The organism is Gilliamella sp. App4-10 (assembly GCF_001690495.1).
Taxonomy (GTDB): Bacteria; Pseudomonadota; Gammaproteobacteria; order Enterobacterales; family Orbaceae; genus Gilliamella; species Gilliamella apicola_G.
Genome location: NZ_LZGS01000034.1, coordinates 1 through 14,052, shown reverse-complemented (window position 1 = coordinate 14,052; position 14,052 = coordinate 1). Strand labels below are relative to the sequence as shown.

Here is a 14,052-nt window from a genome sequence, read left to right as displayed (position 1 = left end):
ATTAAAAAGCAGTTTTAAAAGCGGTTCTAATGGTAGTTTCAAAAATTACTTTAACGGTGCGCTTTTTTGTGAGCAACAAACTGGTAAGTTTGGGCAAATAAAAAAAGAATTGCTTGTAAAATAACGATACAAGCGCTGGTTGACGCATCTACATAGTAACTTATCAAGGTGCCCATCACCGTTGAAAATGTCGAAACCAATACGGCAATCACTAACATCCATTCAAAGCGTTTACTTAACGAAAAAGCAGTGATGCCCGGCGCTATCAACATCGCAATAACTAAAATCATCCCAGCAACTTTTAATGATCCTACAATAGTTAAAGCCAAAACACTCAACAAACCATAATGTAGTAGCTTAACGGGCAGCCCTACAACTTTAGCTTGCACTGGGTCGAAGCAATAGAGCATCAGATCACGGCGTTTAATAATAATTAAAAGCGACACAATTACAGCAATGATGATGATCTGTTTAAGCTCGTCATAACTAGTACCAAGCACACTACCAAATAGGATATGATTTAAATGTTGCGACGTATCCACCTTAGAAAATAATACTAAACCAAAAGCAAACATCCCTGAAAACACAATTCCCATGACCGTATCTTCTTTGATTCGGCTGTTTTCTTTAATGTAACCTGTTGCAACTGAGCAAAATAGGCCTGAAGCAAAAGCACCAATGATAATAGGAATACCTGCTACATATGCCAGCACAATGCCGGGTAAAACCGCATGCGAAATCGCATCGCCCATTAACGACCAGCCTTTTAACACTAAAAAACAAGATAGTAGGGCACACACAATACCGGTTGCTAACGAAGCGAAAATTGCGCGCTGAATAAGAGGAAGAGTAAGCGGATAATAGATATATTCCCAAAACTCTGTCATACCTGCCTCCTTTTATTTAAACGGCTTTGGCGTATCCTAAAGCGATTTACAATTAACCCTCGCTGTGGAGCAAATAAGAATGCAACAATAAATATTAGCGTTTGCAACGTAACAATAACGCCACCAGTTTCGCCATTTAAAAAGTAACTGATCCAAGCGCCAATAGCACTTGTTATAGCGCCAATTAGAACCGAAATAATCAATAAGTGCGAAAATCGATTAGTCAATAAGTAAGCGGTTGCTCCAGGTGTAACAACCATAGCAATTACTAAAATGGCTCCAACAGTTTGTAGTGCTGCAACGGTACAGGCGCTTAAAATGGTAAAAAATAGGATTTTTAACGGTAGTGGTTTTAATCCAATGGATCGGGCATGGGTTTCATCAAAAAAAACCACTAACAAATCTTTCCAAAAAAAGAAAAGTAATATAAATGACACCAAAATAATAATTTGCACTTGCCACATATCACTATCATCAATCCCTAGAATATTACCAAATATAATGGTTTGCGCATTGATTGATGTTGGATTAAGCGAAATAATTAACAAACCGACAGCAAAAAAGGTTGAAAAGATAAAACCGATAATGGCGTCTGCTTTTAATCGTGTAAAGGCTCGCACGAGCGTAATTGCTAGTGCAGCGAGTAATCCAGTAAAAAACGCACCAACAGAATAAGGCAACCCCAACGCATAAGCCCCGGCAACCCCAGGCACAACGGAATGCGAAAGCGCATCGCCCATTAGTGACCAACCTTTTAACATTAAAAAAGCCGATAAAAAAGCACAGGCAGCACCGACAATACTACTTACCCAAATTGCTTTTAACATAAAACCATAGGTGAATGGTTCAAGTAACAGTTCCATTTATTATTGCCCTTTTGGTTCATTATCGTGAGGGTCAACCAGCAAATCTCGATGAGGTGAATCATGCTTACCTTCCCCATAAAAAATTGCAGCACGTTCATCGTCGGTTAAGATCGATACTTTACGAGGATCTTCATCATCATGCAATTGTTCGCCCGATAAACTCAGGTAACGCAGGGCACCACCAAAGGTAGTCATTAAATTTTGTGGTGTAAAGGTTGTTTTAGTTGGACCAAAGGCCAAAACAGTTTGATTAATTAATACCACGTGATCGCAAAATTCGGGTACACTGCCTAAGTTATGAGTTGAAACTAAAATCAAATGACCTTCTTTACGCAGATCTTTCAACAGATCAATAATGGCATTTTCAGTTTTAACATCAACCCCAGTAAAAGGTTCGTCTAACAACAGCACTTTACCTTGCTGAGCTAACGCTCGAGCTAAAAATACCCGTTTTTTTTGCCCACCTGACAGCTCACCAATTTGACGATGTTTAAAATCGAGCATATTAACGCGCTCAAGGGCAAGATCGACCTGTTTTTTATCTTCTTTACTTGGAATACGCAAAAAGGACATATGTCCATATCGCCCCATCATGACCACATCTGATACGAGCACAGGAAAATCCCAATCGACTTCTTCGGTTTGTGGCACATAGGCAATGATATTTTGTTTTAAGGTCTGATTAACTGACATATCATTAAATGTGACATGACCACGAGTTGGACGAACCATCCCCATAATGCTCTTAAATAATGTCGATTTACCGCTACCATTAACGCCGACTAACGCGCAGATAGTGCCACCATTTAAGCGAAAGCTAGCATCATAAATTGCGGTATGACCATTATTATAAGTCACGGTGATATCATCAACATTCAAGCAAATTTGAGTCATTATTTTTCAAATCCTTTAGCGATAGTTTCAACGGTCACTTTTAGAAGATCAATATAAGTGGGTACAGGACCATTTTTAGTTGAAAGCGAATCGACATACAAAACGCCACCATATTTAATATCGGTTTCTTTGCTAACTTGTTTAGCGGGTTTATCTGAAATAGTACTCTCACTAAAAATAACAGGAATATCATTTGCTTTAACTAAGTCAATTAAATGCCTAACTTGTTGAGGGGTACCTTGTTGCTCAGCATTGATAGGCCAAAGGTAAGCTTCTTTGAAATTATAGTCGCGAGCCAAATAGCTAAACGCGCCTTCACTGGTAACTAACCAACGTTTGGCGTCAGGAATTTTAGCTAAACGCTCACGTAATGGCGCATCAAGTGCTTTGATTTTAGCAATATAATCGGCCGCATTTTTATTATAAATCGCCGCATTTTGCGGATCATATTTAACAAACGCCGCGCGGATATTTTCAACATAAGTTAAAGCCAACGTTGGTGACATCCAAGCATGCGGATTTGGGTTTCCTTTATAGCTGCCTTCTTGAATTGGCATCGGCTCAATACCTTCTGTTACGACAATCGAAGGGACATCTTTGACATCTTCAAAAAAACGTTTAAACCAAAGTTCTAAATTAAGACCATTCCATAACACTAAATCGGCGGAAAGCACTTTGGTAATGTCTTTCGGGGTGGGATCGTATTCATGAATTTCTGCACCGGCTTTGGTAATTGACTCAACCTCAGCAGCATCACCAGCGATATTTTGTGCGATATCTTGAATAATCGTAAACGTAGTTACGACTTTGAATTTCTTTTCTGACGCATGAGCAGACTCAAATAGACCAGTCAAAATAATTAACGAAGTTAAAATAACCTTTAATAACATTTTACGATTTTTCAAAAATTTGAACTTCATTAGCGACTCCTTGCGTTTAACTCATAATCAAATGGCAAAATTGAGGGATGGTTTTTAACAAATCAAGCAAATATCTATTTAATTAATTACTTGTAATGGTGAAACTGTATTATCGATTATTTACAACCATAAATACAAACACTAATGAGAATTATTATCATTTGAAAGCAGAAGTCAAATTTTTTTAAATTTCACTACTTCTATTAATTTATTACGTGGTTATGTTGGTATTTCATTGTATATAAAATTAAATTAAATAGTAGTTAATTCCATCTATTTAAATGATAGTTACAGTAGAAAGATAATTTATAGGCTTACAATAATCTACCTTTATTGACAGTAATTAAAGGTATATTATTAAGTGAATTTTTTCGTTCTATCTTATTTTTCTTAAATCAAGTGGAGCATAATATGAAACTGCGTAAAGTCATGATTATCGGCGTGGGTAATGTTGGATCAACAACAGCCTATACTTTGGTTAACCGAGGTATTTGTGAAGAAATTGTACTCGTTGACCTCAATAAAGAGCTAGCCTATGGGCATGCGCAAGATTTATTAGATGCGGCAGCTTATCGGCAAAATATGGTCAAAGTTAGCTTGCGTGAATCGATTGATTGCACTGACATAGATATTGCCATTATCACCGTTACATCAGGCATTGCCCAAAAAAGCCGAGCCGAAGAACTCGCTGGCACATCCAAAATTGTTGCTAGCATTGTACCTAATATGATGAGTAATGGTTTTAAAGGCATCTTCTTAATTGCAACCAACCCTTGCGACGCCATTACATATCAAGTCTGGAAACTATCAGGGCTACCGCGTCACCGCGTAATTGGCACAGGGGTATGGCTTGATACGGTGCGATTACGTCGATTATTGGGCGAAAAAATGGACATCGGCCCACAAAGCATTGACGCCTTTATTGTGGGCGAACATGGTGATTCACAATTTCCGGTTTGGTCTCATTCATCGGTTTATGGTATTAATTTAAATGATTTACAAAAAAACAAAATTGATTTTGAAGAAGTGGGCAGCCAAGCTCGAAAAATGGGCTTTGAAATCGCGAATCGAAAACATTGCACCGAATACGGTATTGCTAGCACTATTACCGAGATTTGCCAACATATATTCAGTAATAGTCACCGTGCATTAGCGCTCACTTGTATTTTAAATGGTGAATATGGTTATAAAGATGTTGCTATTGGTGTTCCAGCAATTTTAGATCAGCATGGAATAAAAAAAGTGATCCAACTTGATTTCACCGATAACGAAAAACAACTTTTTAAAAAGAGCGTTAATATTGTAAAAGAGTATATTGATCAAATTAAATAATCATAATTAAGCATCATTGACTTCAATAAAAAAAGCGCTAAAAATTAGGCGCTTTTTTAGTTTTTATCATAATTTAAAATTTATCCGAAATAGGAGGGATTTAGAGAAATCTTTCTCACTATTATTGGTATCATCCATGATATTTTTTACTTCTAGATCACATTTGTGTAGCTCATACTTTTGTATTTTATCTAATATCATTCTTCAACGCTTGTAGCTAAATATAGATGGCAAAATTGAAAGAGTTTAAGGAGATTGTATAGTCTTTTTCTTGTTTATTTCAATTTAAAAAACAAGAATAAAAAATAAGATTAATATATTAACTTAAAACTTTTTAAGCGATTAAATTTGCTTATTATCGAAATATCCAAATTCCAGTCAATCTTTTTTATCGATGAATTAAAATAAATAAAACAATAAATTAAAAATAATTTACAAAAAATAATTTAAAAATAAAAATCCTATTTGCCTTTTATTAAACAGGTTTATAGTATATCGACCTCTAGTTTAACGTCGTCTAGGTGGTTTAGAAATTTCTAGCAGTTCTTTGTCGCCAAGCTCCTTGTTTTACGCCGTATAGGTGGTTTAGAAAGCCACCAATGATTTGTAACAAATCGTCATTTAATTTTAACGCCGTATAGGTGGTTTAGAATCGCTCACCGTGCTACGTATATCCATCATTCAGCCCAATATCATTGGAATGCCAACATTTTTTTATTACTCATATGACTATAAGTAAATAAAATTATTGACCAATATCACAGAAATTATAAAAAAAATTTTGATTAATATTGAATCAATATAATATCTATTGAAAATATAAATAAAAGGAAGGAATATGTTATGAATAAAAGTAAATTAAAATTTGTAGCGATTGTGAGTAGTATTATCCTAAGTACTTCAACTGCTTTTGCTTCACTTGAAGATGCAAAAGAGTTAAAGATGATTAGCTATAATGTTTACAATGGCATGAAGTTAGATGAATCAGAAGGAAAACAAAAGTTTATTGAATGGGCAAAGGTACAAGACGCCGATATTATTGCTTGGCAAGAAATGAACTTTTTTACTCGCGAAAAACTCGAAAAATTTGCTGCCAGTTTTGGACATAAATATGCCGTATTATTAAAAGAATCTCCTAATGACGCGGCGTTTTTTCCTGTTGCGATTACTTCAAAGTATCCAATCATTAATGTTAGTAAAGTGGTTGATAATATGTGGCATGGTGCTTTATATGCAGATATTGGAAAATATCACTTTGTTATTACACATATGAATCCATTTTGGACAGCAAAAAGAATAGACGAAATAAATCTGATCATAGATTCAATAAAATATAGTCGTGATCCTAAAGGGAAATGGATTATAGCGGGTGATTTAAATTCATTTTCGCCAGCTGATGAATCCGAATATGACAAAAGTAATTTGCTTGAAGATATAAAAGAGAAACAAAAAAATCGCCCAATTTTAGAAAACCTCGTTGATGGTAAGTTAAGCTACACAGTGCAACAAAACCTTCTTGATGCCGGTTTTATTGATGCTTTAAAATTAAAAAATAAAAGTTTTATTGCTACCGCTCCAACCAATGTATTTTATGATCAAGCATCGACACCATTACGCTATGATTATATTTATGTCTCGCCAAGACTTAAAAATGATGTAATGGATGTAAAAGTGTTAAAAGATGATTTTACTAATAAATACTCAGATCACTATCCAGTGCAAATCATTATAAAAAATAATTAGTTTTAAAATTAACTGAAAGAGAAAGCTATTCTATATAAAGGTAGCTTTTTTCAGCCATCTTAGTTTGTACTTTTGAATGATAACTTACTCAATATAAAGATGCTATCTTTCTAACTGTCTTGGTTTATGATTAATGTCGAAGGGTTAGGTTGTTTTTACCAGCTAAAACTAGTTGCCGCAAATTGTCTATTGAGTAACAATGTTTTATCGTGATAGAAAAAATTTATTAGACCCCATTCCTCATTTTAGTAGATAATTTTGTTAATTTACTATCCAATTTTAAAATTGGACTAGTGATAAATAATTTCAATGTGAAGATTTTATAGTCCTTTATTGTAAGCATCAAAATGTATCACTAAGATAATGAAGTTAGCTTGAGCAATGTTTACTAGCTCGTGAGACAGTTTTATGTTGTTAAAAATTCTCCTCTAAACTATGAATAGATGGAGTTGTTTACAGGTAGAGTTATGTCATTTTCCCAAATTCGTATTAATTTAAAATCACTATTCCACCTGGTGGTGGATAGTGATTATTGATTTTAACTTTGATTAGTTAAAAACAATTTAAGCGATGGATTATGCGTTTCGTTATGAAAACCATAGCCTAGCTCGGTTAGGTGTTGGTTAAACTGGTTAAGGGTTGTTTCGTCGATTTCAAACGCGGCAAGTACTCGTCCATAATCGGTGCCGTGGCTACGGTAATGGAACATTGAGATATTCCAATTGGTACCTAATGTTTGTAGGAATTTAAGCAAAGCCCCTTGCGATTCAGGAAATTCAAAACTGTATACTTGCTCTTGTATTGGTTTGCAAGGCTTGCCACCAATCATATAGCGTACATGCAGTTTTGCCATTTCATCTTCGGTTAGATCCACAACCGAATAACCTGTTGCACTTAATTCTTGTATGATTTCATCTTTCTCATTACTTTGAGACATTTTAATCCCTACAAAAATACAAGCGGATTTATCATCATGATAACGATAATTAAATTCGGTCACCGAGCGCCCACCTAGAAGCTGACAAAATGTTAAAAAACTGCCTTTTTTTTCTGGGATAGTGACCGCTAGCAGGACTTCGCGTTTTTCACCGAGTTCGCAACGTTCAGACACATAACGTAAGTTATGGAAGTTTAGATTGGCGCCAGATAATATATGGGCAAGGTTTTCGCCACAAATATTGTGTTGTTCAACGTATTTTTTTAAACCCGCTAATGCAACAGCTCCAGAGGGTTCAGCAATGGCTCGCACATCATCAAATAAGTCTTTCACTGCGGCGCAAATTTCGTCGCTATCAACGGTAATAATATCATCAATATATTGCTGACAAAGCCTGAAAGTTTCCTCGCCAATTCGTTTAACGGCAACCCCTTCAGCAAATAGCCCAACGCGGCTTAAATCAACAGGTTTGCCTGCGTCGAGTGCCGCTTTTAAGCAAGCGGCATCAGCAGGTTCAACGGCAATGATTTTGATTGATGGCATGATTTGTTTGATTAATACCGCCACACCCGCAGCAAGCCCGCCCCCGCCGACCGGCACAAAAATACGATCGAGTTTGGCGTTTTGTTGTAATAATTCCATGGCAATACTGCCTTGCCCAGCAATCACAAGCGGGTGATCAAACGGTGGAATAAAGATGCGTTTTTGTTCTTTTGCTAGTTCCATGGCTTTCGCTTTAGCTTCGTCAAAATTGGCGCCATAAAGGAGTACTTCGCCACCAAAGCTTTTGACTGCTTCAACTTTTATGTCGGCGGTGGTTAATGGCATGACGATTAATGAGTTTATGCCTAATTTTGTGGCCGAAAAAGCCACGCCTTGTGCATGGTTGCCAGCCGATGCGGCAATAACGCCACATTTACGTTCGTCTTCATTTAGACTGGCTATCATTGCTTGGGCACCACGGATTTTGAAACTATGGACTAATTGCCGATCTTCGCGCTTTACAAAAATTTGGTTTTTTAATCGTGTTGAGATTTTTTCCATCTTTTCTAGCGGGGTGACTTCGGCCACGTCGTATACGGCGCTACAGAGGGTTGCTTTTAAGTAATCGGCACCAGTGAGCTTGTTGTTATTTTGTTGTTTCACGTTAACCACCTAGTTTGCTTTTATCACGAACGGCACCTTTATCTGCACTGGTTGCTAAACTGGCATAAGCCTTTAGTGCATAAGAGACATAGCGATCGCGATTGTGAGGGGTAAAGGCTTTGTCGCCACGGGCAAGTTCGGCTACGCGGCGGCGTTCAAGTTCATCATCAGGGACTTTTAATACTAATTTTCGATTTGGAATGTCAATATCAATAATATCTCCATCGCGCACAAGACCAATAATACCGCCATTTGCGGCTTCGGGTGAGATATGACCGATTGATAAGCCCGAAGATCCACCCGAAAATCTGCCATCGGTAATCAGTGCACAGGATTTACCCAGTCCCATTGATTTTAAGTAGCTTGTTGGATAAAGCATCTCTTGCATTCCCGGGCCACCTTTTGGACCTTCGTAAATAATAACAACTACATCACCAGCCACAACCTTGCCCCCTAAAATGGCCTCAACGGCATCTTCTTGGCTTTCAAATACTTTGGCCGGGCCTTGGAAAACTAAATTTTCAGCAGCGACCCCTGCGGTTTTAACAATTGCACCATCAAGGGCTACGTTGCCATAGAGTGTGGCAAGCCCGCCATCTTGGCTATAGGCATGGGCTTTATCGCGAATACAACCATTTACACGGTCGTCGTCGAGTGTCTCCCAATAGCAATCTTGCGAGAACGCTTTGGTAGTGCGAATACCTGCTGGCCCACTGCGATACATTTTTTTGACGGCTTCGTCATCTGTTTGTCTGATATCATATTTTGCAAAGGTTTGTTCTAATGAAAGACCAAGTACATTATGAACATTGCGATTGAGTAAACCCGCTTTATCCAATTCAGACATAATGGCGACAACGCCACCAGCACGGTGTACATCCTCCATATGATATAACTGAGTACTCGGTGCGACTTTACATAAATGTGGCACTTTACGTGATAGTCTGTCGATATCAGACATGGTGAAGTCGATTTCGCCTTCCTGCGCGGTGGCAAGTAAATGCAGTACCGTATTGGTTGAACCGCCCATAGCAATGTCAAGCGACATGGCATTTTCGTAAGCGGCTTTAGTGGCAATTGAGCGAGGTAGATACGAAACATCATCATGTTCGTAATAGCGTTTTGTGATTTCAACAATGCGCTTAGCGGCATTTAAAAAGAGCTGTTCACGTTGTTTGTGGGTAGCAACTAATGAGCCATTACCCGGTAGTGAAAGCCCTAGTGCTTCGGTTAAGCAATTCATGGAATTGGCGGTAAACATGCCAGAGCAAGATCCGCAAGTCGGGCAAGCAGATTCTTCAATCGCTTTGCTATCTTCGTCACTGACATTTGGATTGGCACTTTGGATCATGGCATCAACAAGATCTAATTTAATAATTTGATCAGAAAGTTTGGTTTTGCCCGCTTCCATTGGTCCGCCAGAGACAAACACGGTTGGAATATTTAAACGAAGTGAGGCCATTAACATGCCGGGGGTGATTTTGTCGCAGTTTGAGATGCAGATCATAGCATCAGCACAATGCGCGTTAACCATATATTCAACAGAATCAGCAATGAGTTCACGCGATGGTAATGAGTACAGCATACCCCCATGCCCCATAGCTATGCCATCATCAACGGCGATGGTGTTAAATTCTTTGGCAATACCACCCGATGCTTCAATTTGTTTGGCAACCAGTTGACCAATGTCTTTTAAATGGACATGTCCCGGTACGAATTGCGTGAATGAGTTGACCACCGCAATGATGGGTTTACCAAAGTCTTCATTTTTTACGCCAGTTGCACGCCATAATGCGCGGGCGCCAGCCATGTTTCGGCCTTCGACTGACGTTGCTGAACGATATTTAGGCATTTCTTGCTCCCAATTTTTTATGCAAGTGACCGTGTTTAACGGTCTGTAGTTCTTTAAAATCAATCATTAAGTGAAAATGTTATCCGCCAAGTGAGTTGGCGGCCTTTGATTTTTCGTTTTATTTAATCAGATCTAACCAACCATATTTATCCTCGGTTTTACCATTAAATAAGCCAAAGAATGCTTGTTGAATTTGTTTAGTGATTGGACCACAGCGACCAATGCCAACTTGAATGCGATCAACACTACGCACAGGGGTAATTTCGGCCGCAGTGCCTGTCATAAACACTTCATCGGCTAAATAAAGTGATTCACGGGATAGTGTTTGTTCACGCACTTCAATACCTATATCGCGCGCGAGTGTTAATACCGCATCACGTGTAATGCCCGGTAGAGCCGATGACGATAAAACAGGGGTATATAAAATACCGTCTTTAATGATAAATAGGTTTTCGCCAGCACCTTCAGATAGGTGACCATGCACGTCTAATGCAATACCTTCTTGGAAGCCGTTAGCACGAGCTTCAGATCCAATTAATAATGACGATAAATAGTTACCGCCCGCTTTAGCCGCCGCTGGAATGGTGTTTGATGCAACACGATTCCAAGAGGAGACCATGGCATCAATACCTTGATCTAAGGCCTCTTCGCCTAAATAGGCACCCCATGGAAATGCGGCAATCATGACATCGGTTTTGTAACCTTCAGGTGGGTTAACGCCCATCCCCACATCACCAATAAAGACTAATGGGCGAATATAAGCGCTTTCTAATTTGTTTTTCTTGATCGTTTGGCGTGTGGCTTCCATGATTTCTTCAAGCGAATAAGAAACAGGAAAACGATAAATCTTGGCTGAATTTAATAATCTTTGGGCATGTTCTTTATGACGAAATATGGCCGGTCCTTTGTGCGTGTTATAACAACGGACACCTTCAAATACGGAAGTACCATAATGTAAGGCATGTGACATCACATGTACTTTGGCATCCGCCCATGGAACCATTTCGCCATTCAACCAAATATAATCTGATTTTGCTGTAGAACTCATTTTGTTTTCCTCTTTATTTTTCAATTTGCTAAGCAGGTACTTTGCTTTAGGTATTTGTACTTTAACAGTCAAGCATTATACTACGCTTGTTTATTTAACTTATTATTTAACAATAAGTTGTTTATAAAAATGATTATTCAACCGCGATGACATCTTCTAATTTTGCTACTTGGTTTTGTAATGTCGATAGCGGTCTTTCAGTAGTTAATATTAATGTCATAGTCAGTGTATTGTTTTCAATTGTTTGCATTTGCATTGATTGAATATGTCCACCTCGATGCCGGATAACTCGTAATATACGTTCAAGTGATCCCAATTTGTCATAAGCCTTTATGGCCAATTGATATTGTGCTTGTTCGTTCATTGCTTACTCCTTGCAACTTTTGTCTAGCATGTTTTCGTTTGCTGCCCCAGGGGGTACTAGTGGCCATACGTTTTCTAATTCATCTATGCAAACATGTAATAGGTAAGCGCCTGTTGAGTTAAATAAGTTATCAAGCGCTGTATCAATTTGTGATTTTTTGCTGATGCTTTGCCCTGGTATGTCAAACGCTTTGGCTAACATTAAAAAATCGGGATTGTCTGATAGATTTGTTTCGCTGTATCTTTCATTAAAAAATAACTCTTGCCATTGGCGAACCATGCCTAGACGTTGGTTATCAATTAATACGATTTTTATGGGTAGTTGTTTGCGTTTAATGGTGGTGAGTTCTTGGACATTCATCATAAAAGATCCATCACCCGATACACAAATCACACAATCATTTGGTCTTGCCATTTGCGCACCAACAGCGGCCGGTAAACCAAATCCCATTGTGCCAAGCCCACTTGATGTAATGAAGTTTTGAGGATGGGTAAAGCGCATATGCTGGGCTGTCCACATTTGGTGTTGTCCAACATCGGTAGTAATAATCGTAGACGCTGTTTTTTTTTCTGAGAGAGTTTTTAATAAAGCAGGAGCGTAGATCGCTTCGCCTGGATGATCGTAACGAGTTGGGTGCTCTGCTTTTAATTGATTAACTTTTTTATGCCACTCGTGAATCGAAACTGTTTGATTTAGTTGTGGTAAAACTTGCTTTATATCGCCTTGTAATCCTAAATGGGTTTGGCGTAATTTGTTGATTTCGGCCTGATCGATATCTATATGAAGTACTTTAGCATGTCGAGCAAATTCATTAAGGTTGCCGGTCACTCTATCATCAAATCGAACACCTAAGGCAATTAACAAATCACACTCTTGTACGGCTAAATTGGCAGCTTTGGCGCCGTGCATACCAATTAATCCTAAGTAATAAGGATTATTCAAATCGGCAACCCCAAGTCCTTTTAAGGTTGATACACTTGGAATGTGTGTTAAGGCCATAAAGTCTCTTAGCTCGGATATGGCGCCAGAAAGTCCAACACCACCACCAATGTAAAGTATCGGTTTTTGGGCTTGGGCGATCATTTCTTTGGCTTGTTTTATATCATTTGGCAAGATTGAGTATAGTTGTGTTTTATCTTGTGCGGTTTGTAATGTGGATGGCGTGAAATATTGTTGATAGTCAAGGTTTGCAAGTTGTATATCTTTGGGCACATCAATCAATATTGGCCCCGGCCTGTCCGAACTGGCTAAGTTAAAAGCCTGCTCCAAGGTGTTAGGCAAGTCTTTTGCATCGTCGATTAAATAACTGTGTTTGGTACAAGCTAGTGATAATCCTAAAACATCCACTTCTTGAAAAGCGTCTGTACCAATTAGTTTGGTTGGTACTTGCCCTGTTATGGCAACAATCGGCACTGAATCAATTAAAGCATCGGCAAGGCCAGTAATGATGTTGGTTGCGCCGGGGCCGGAGGTGGCAATACAAACACCCGTTTTCCCTGTGGCTCTAGCATAGCCAATGGCGGCCATTGCAGCACCTTGTTCGTGGCGACAAAGGACATGCTCAATTCCACCATCATAAAGAGCGTCATATAGAGGCATAATTTGTCCACCGGGATATCCAAAAACGGTGGTAACGCCTTTTTCTTTTAAGGTTTTTACTATCCACTGTGTTCCTAACATTTATGCCTCACTTGTTTTTGTTCATTTACTGTTTATAAAACATTGTTTATAAGCGTTTATAAAAAATTTTCATAAAAAAACCCCCGCTTTTTGGAGAGCGGGGGTTTTTGATTTTATGTATAAACATATTTTTAATTCAAAAAACGCCCCCGCGTTGGAATAATGACCACGCTGACAATCATGTTGATGAGGACGATTTTGAGTGAAAATTTCATATTGCTATTATTATATAGTTAAATTTTTTGTTATTTTTAACAAAATACTCGTTTTAAAAAAAAGTGCAATAGTTTTTTGTTGTTTTTGTTATGTAGAATAAATAATCTGTAAAAAAGTTTCAGGAAAACTAGTGTTTTAGTATAAAAATATCAGTGGTTAATGATTTA

At 38.1% G+C, this 14,052-nt stretch carries 11 protein-coding genes; 2 read left to right on the top strand and 9 right to left on the bottom strand.

The window, feature by feature from the left end:
• Positions 1-50: 50 nt before the first annotated feature.
• From A9G23_RS04725 to A9G23_RS04710, 4 genes are read right to left on the bottom strand one after another with little or no spacing between them, the layout of a single operon-like run.
• The gene (locus A9G23_RS04725) at positions 51-887 is read right to left on the bottom strand and encodes a metal ABC transporter permease (RefSeq protein ID WP_065586521.1); all 837 of its coding nucleotides are present in this window, start codon (positions 885-887) and stop codon (positions 51-53) included.
• Complete coding sequence (locus tag A9G23_RS04720; protein WP_065586520.1) at positions 884-1,750, bottom strand: metal ABC transporter permease; 867 nt, start codon at positions 1,748-1,750, stop codon at positions 884-886. Before A9G23_RS04720 ends, A9G23_RS04725 begins: the two co-directional genes overlap by 4 nt.
• Before the next feature lie 3 nt (positions 1,751-1,753).
• Positions 1,754-2,647 carry a manganese/iron ABC transporter ATP-binding protein gene (locus A9G23_RS04715; RefSeq protein ID WP_065586519.1) on the bottom strand — a complete coding sequence of 298 codons (894 nt, stop codon included), beginning with the start codon at positions 2,645-2,647 and terminating at the stop codon, positions 1,754-1,756.
• Positions 2,647-3,567, bottom strand: a complete 921-nt coding sequence (locus tag A9G23_RS04710) for a metal ABC transporter substrate-binding protein (protein ID WP_081296955.1) — start codon at positions 3,565-3,567, stop codon at positions 2,647-2,649. The genes A9G23_RS04715 and A9G23_RS04710 overlap by 1 nt, the downstream gene beginning before the upstream one ends.
• Positions 3,568-3,978: 411 nt before the next feature.
• Between A9G23_RS04710 and A9G23_RS04705 the strand changes: the two genes are divergently transcribed.
• Together A9G23_RS04705 and A9G23_RS04700 are read left to right on the top strand one after the other, a co-directional pair.
• A complete protein-coding gene (locus A9G23_RS04705; protein ID WP_065586518.1) occupies positions 3,979-4,899 on the top strand; it encodes an L-lactate dehydrogenase in 921 nt (306 codons plus the stop codon).
• A gap of 843 nt (positions 4,900-5,742) precedes the next feature.
• Positions 5,743-6,642 (top strand): endonuclease/exonuclease/phosphatase family protein, encoded by a 900-nt coding sequence (locus A9G23_RS04700; RefSeq protein ID WP_065586517.1) that lies wholly within the window; start codon positions 5,743-5,745, stop codon positions 6,640-6,642.
• 538 nt (positions 6,643-7,180) lie between these two features.
• On the opposite strand, the gene ilvA is transcribed toward A9G23_RS04700, so the two are convergent.
• The 5 genes from ilvA to ilvG form a co-directional block, all read right to left on the bottom strand.
• Positions 7,181-8,725, bottom strand: a complete 1,545-nt coding sequence (gene ilvA, locus A9G23_RS04695) for a threonine ammonia-lyase, biosynthetic (protein WP_065586516.1) — start codon at positions 8,723-8,725, stop codon at positions 7,181-7,183.
• Position 8,726: 1 nt separating this feature from the next.
• Positions 8,727-10,577: a dihydroxy-acid dehydratase gene (gene ilvD, locus A9G23_RS04690; RefSeq protein ID WP_065586515.1), complete on the bottom strand. Its 1,851-nt coding sequence runs from the start codon at positions 10,575-10,577 to the stop codon at positions 8,727-8,729.
• 118 nt (positions 10,578-10,695) lie between these two features.
• A complete protein-coding gene (locus tag A9G23_RS04685; protein ID WP_065586514.1) occupies positions 10,696-11,625 on the bottom strand; it encodes a branched-chain amino acid transaminase in 930 nt (309 codons plus the stop codon).
• 133 nt (positions 11,626-11,758) lie between these two features.
• On the bottom strand, positions 11,759-11,989 hold the full coding sequence (gene ilvM, locus A9G23_RS04680; protein ID WP_065586513.1) for an acetolactate synthase 2 small subunit: 231 nt from the start codon (positions 11,987-11,989) through the stop codon (positions 11,759-11,761).
• Between the two features lie 3 nt (positions 11,990-11,992).
• The gene (gene ilvG, locus A9G23_RS04675) at positions 11,993-13,669 is read right to left on the bottom strand and encodes an acetolactate synthase 2 catalytic subunit (protein WP_065586512.1); all 1,677 of its coding nucleotides are present in this window, start codon (positions 13,667-13,669) and stop codon (positions 11,993-11,995) included.
• Positions 13,670-14,052 lie beyond the last annotated feature (383 nt).

Bases quoted from the DNA above. Each gene is read 5' to 3' on its own strand.
- A9G23_RS04715 (WP_065586519.1), bottom strand. From the start codon at position 2,647: ATGACTCAAATTTGCTTGAATGTTGATGATATCACCGTGACTTATAAT.
- ilvD (WP_065586515.1), bottom strand. From the start codon at position 10,577: ATGCCTAAATATCGTTCAGCAACGTCAGTCGAAGGCCGAAACATGGCT.
- A9G23_RS04700 (WP_065586517.1), top strand. From the start codon at position 5,743: ATGAATAAAAGTAAATTAAAATTTGTAGCGATTGTGAGTAGTATTATC.
- ilvM (WP_065586513.1), bottom strand. From the start codon at position 11,989: ATGAACGAACAAGCACAATATCAATTGGCCATAAAGGCTTATGACAAA.
- A9G23_RS04720 (WP_065586520.1), bottom strand. From the start codon at position 1,750: ATGGAACTGTTACTTGAACCATTCACCTATGGTTTTATGTTAAAAGCA.
- A9G23_RS04725 (WP_065586521.1), bottom strand. From the start codon at position 887: ATGACAGAGTTTTGGGAATATATCTATTATCCGCTTACTCTTCCTCTT.
- A9G23_RS04710 (WP_081296955.1), bottom strand. From the start codon at position 3,567: ATGAAGTTCAAATTTTTGAAAAATCGTAAAATGTTATTAAAGGTTATT.
- ilvG (WP_065586512.1), bottom strand. From the start codon at position 13,669: ATGTTAGGAACACAGTGGATAGTAAAAACCTTAAAAGAAAAAGGCGTT.
- A9G23_RS04685 (WP_065586514.1), bottom strand. From the start codon at position 11,625: ATGAGTTCTACAGCAAAATCAGATTATATTTGGTTGAATGGCGAAATG.
- A9G23_RS04705 (WP_065586518.1), top strand. From the start codon at position 3,979: ATGAAACTGCGTAAAGTCATGATTATCGGCGTGGGTAATGTTGGATCA.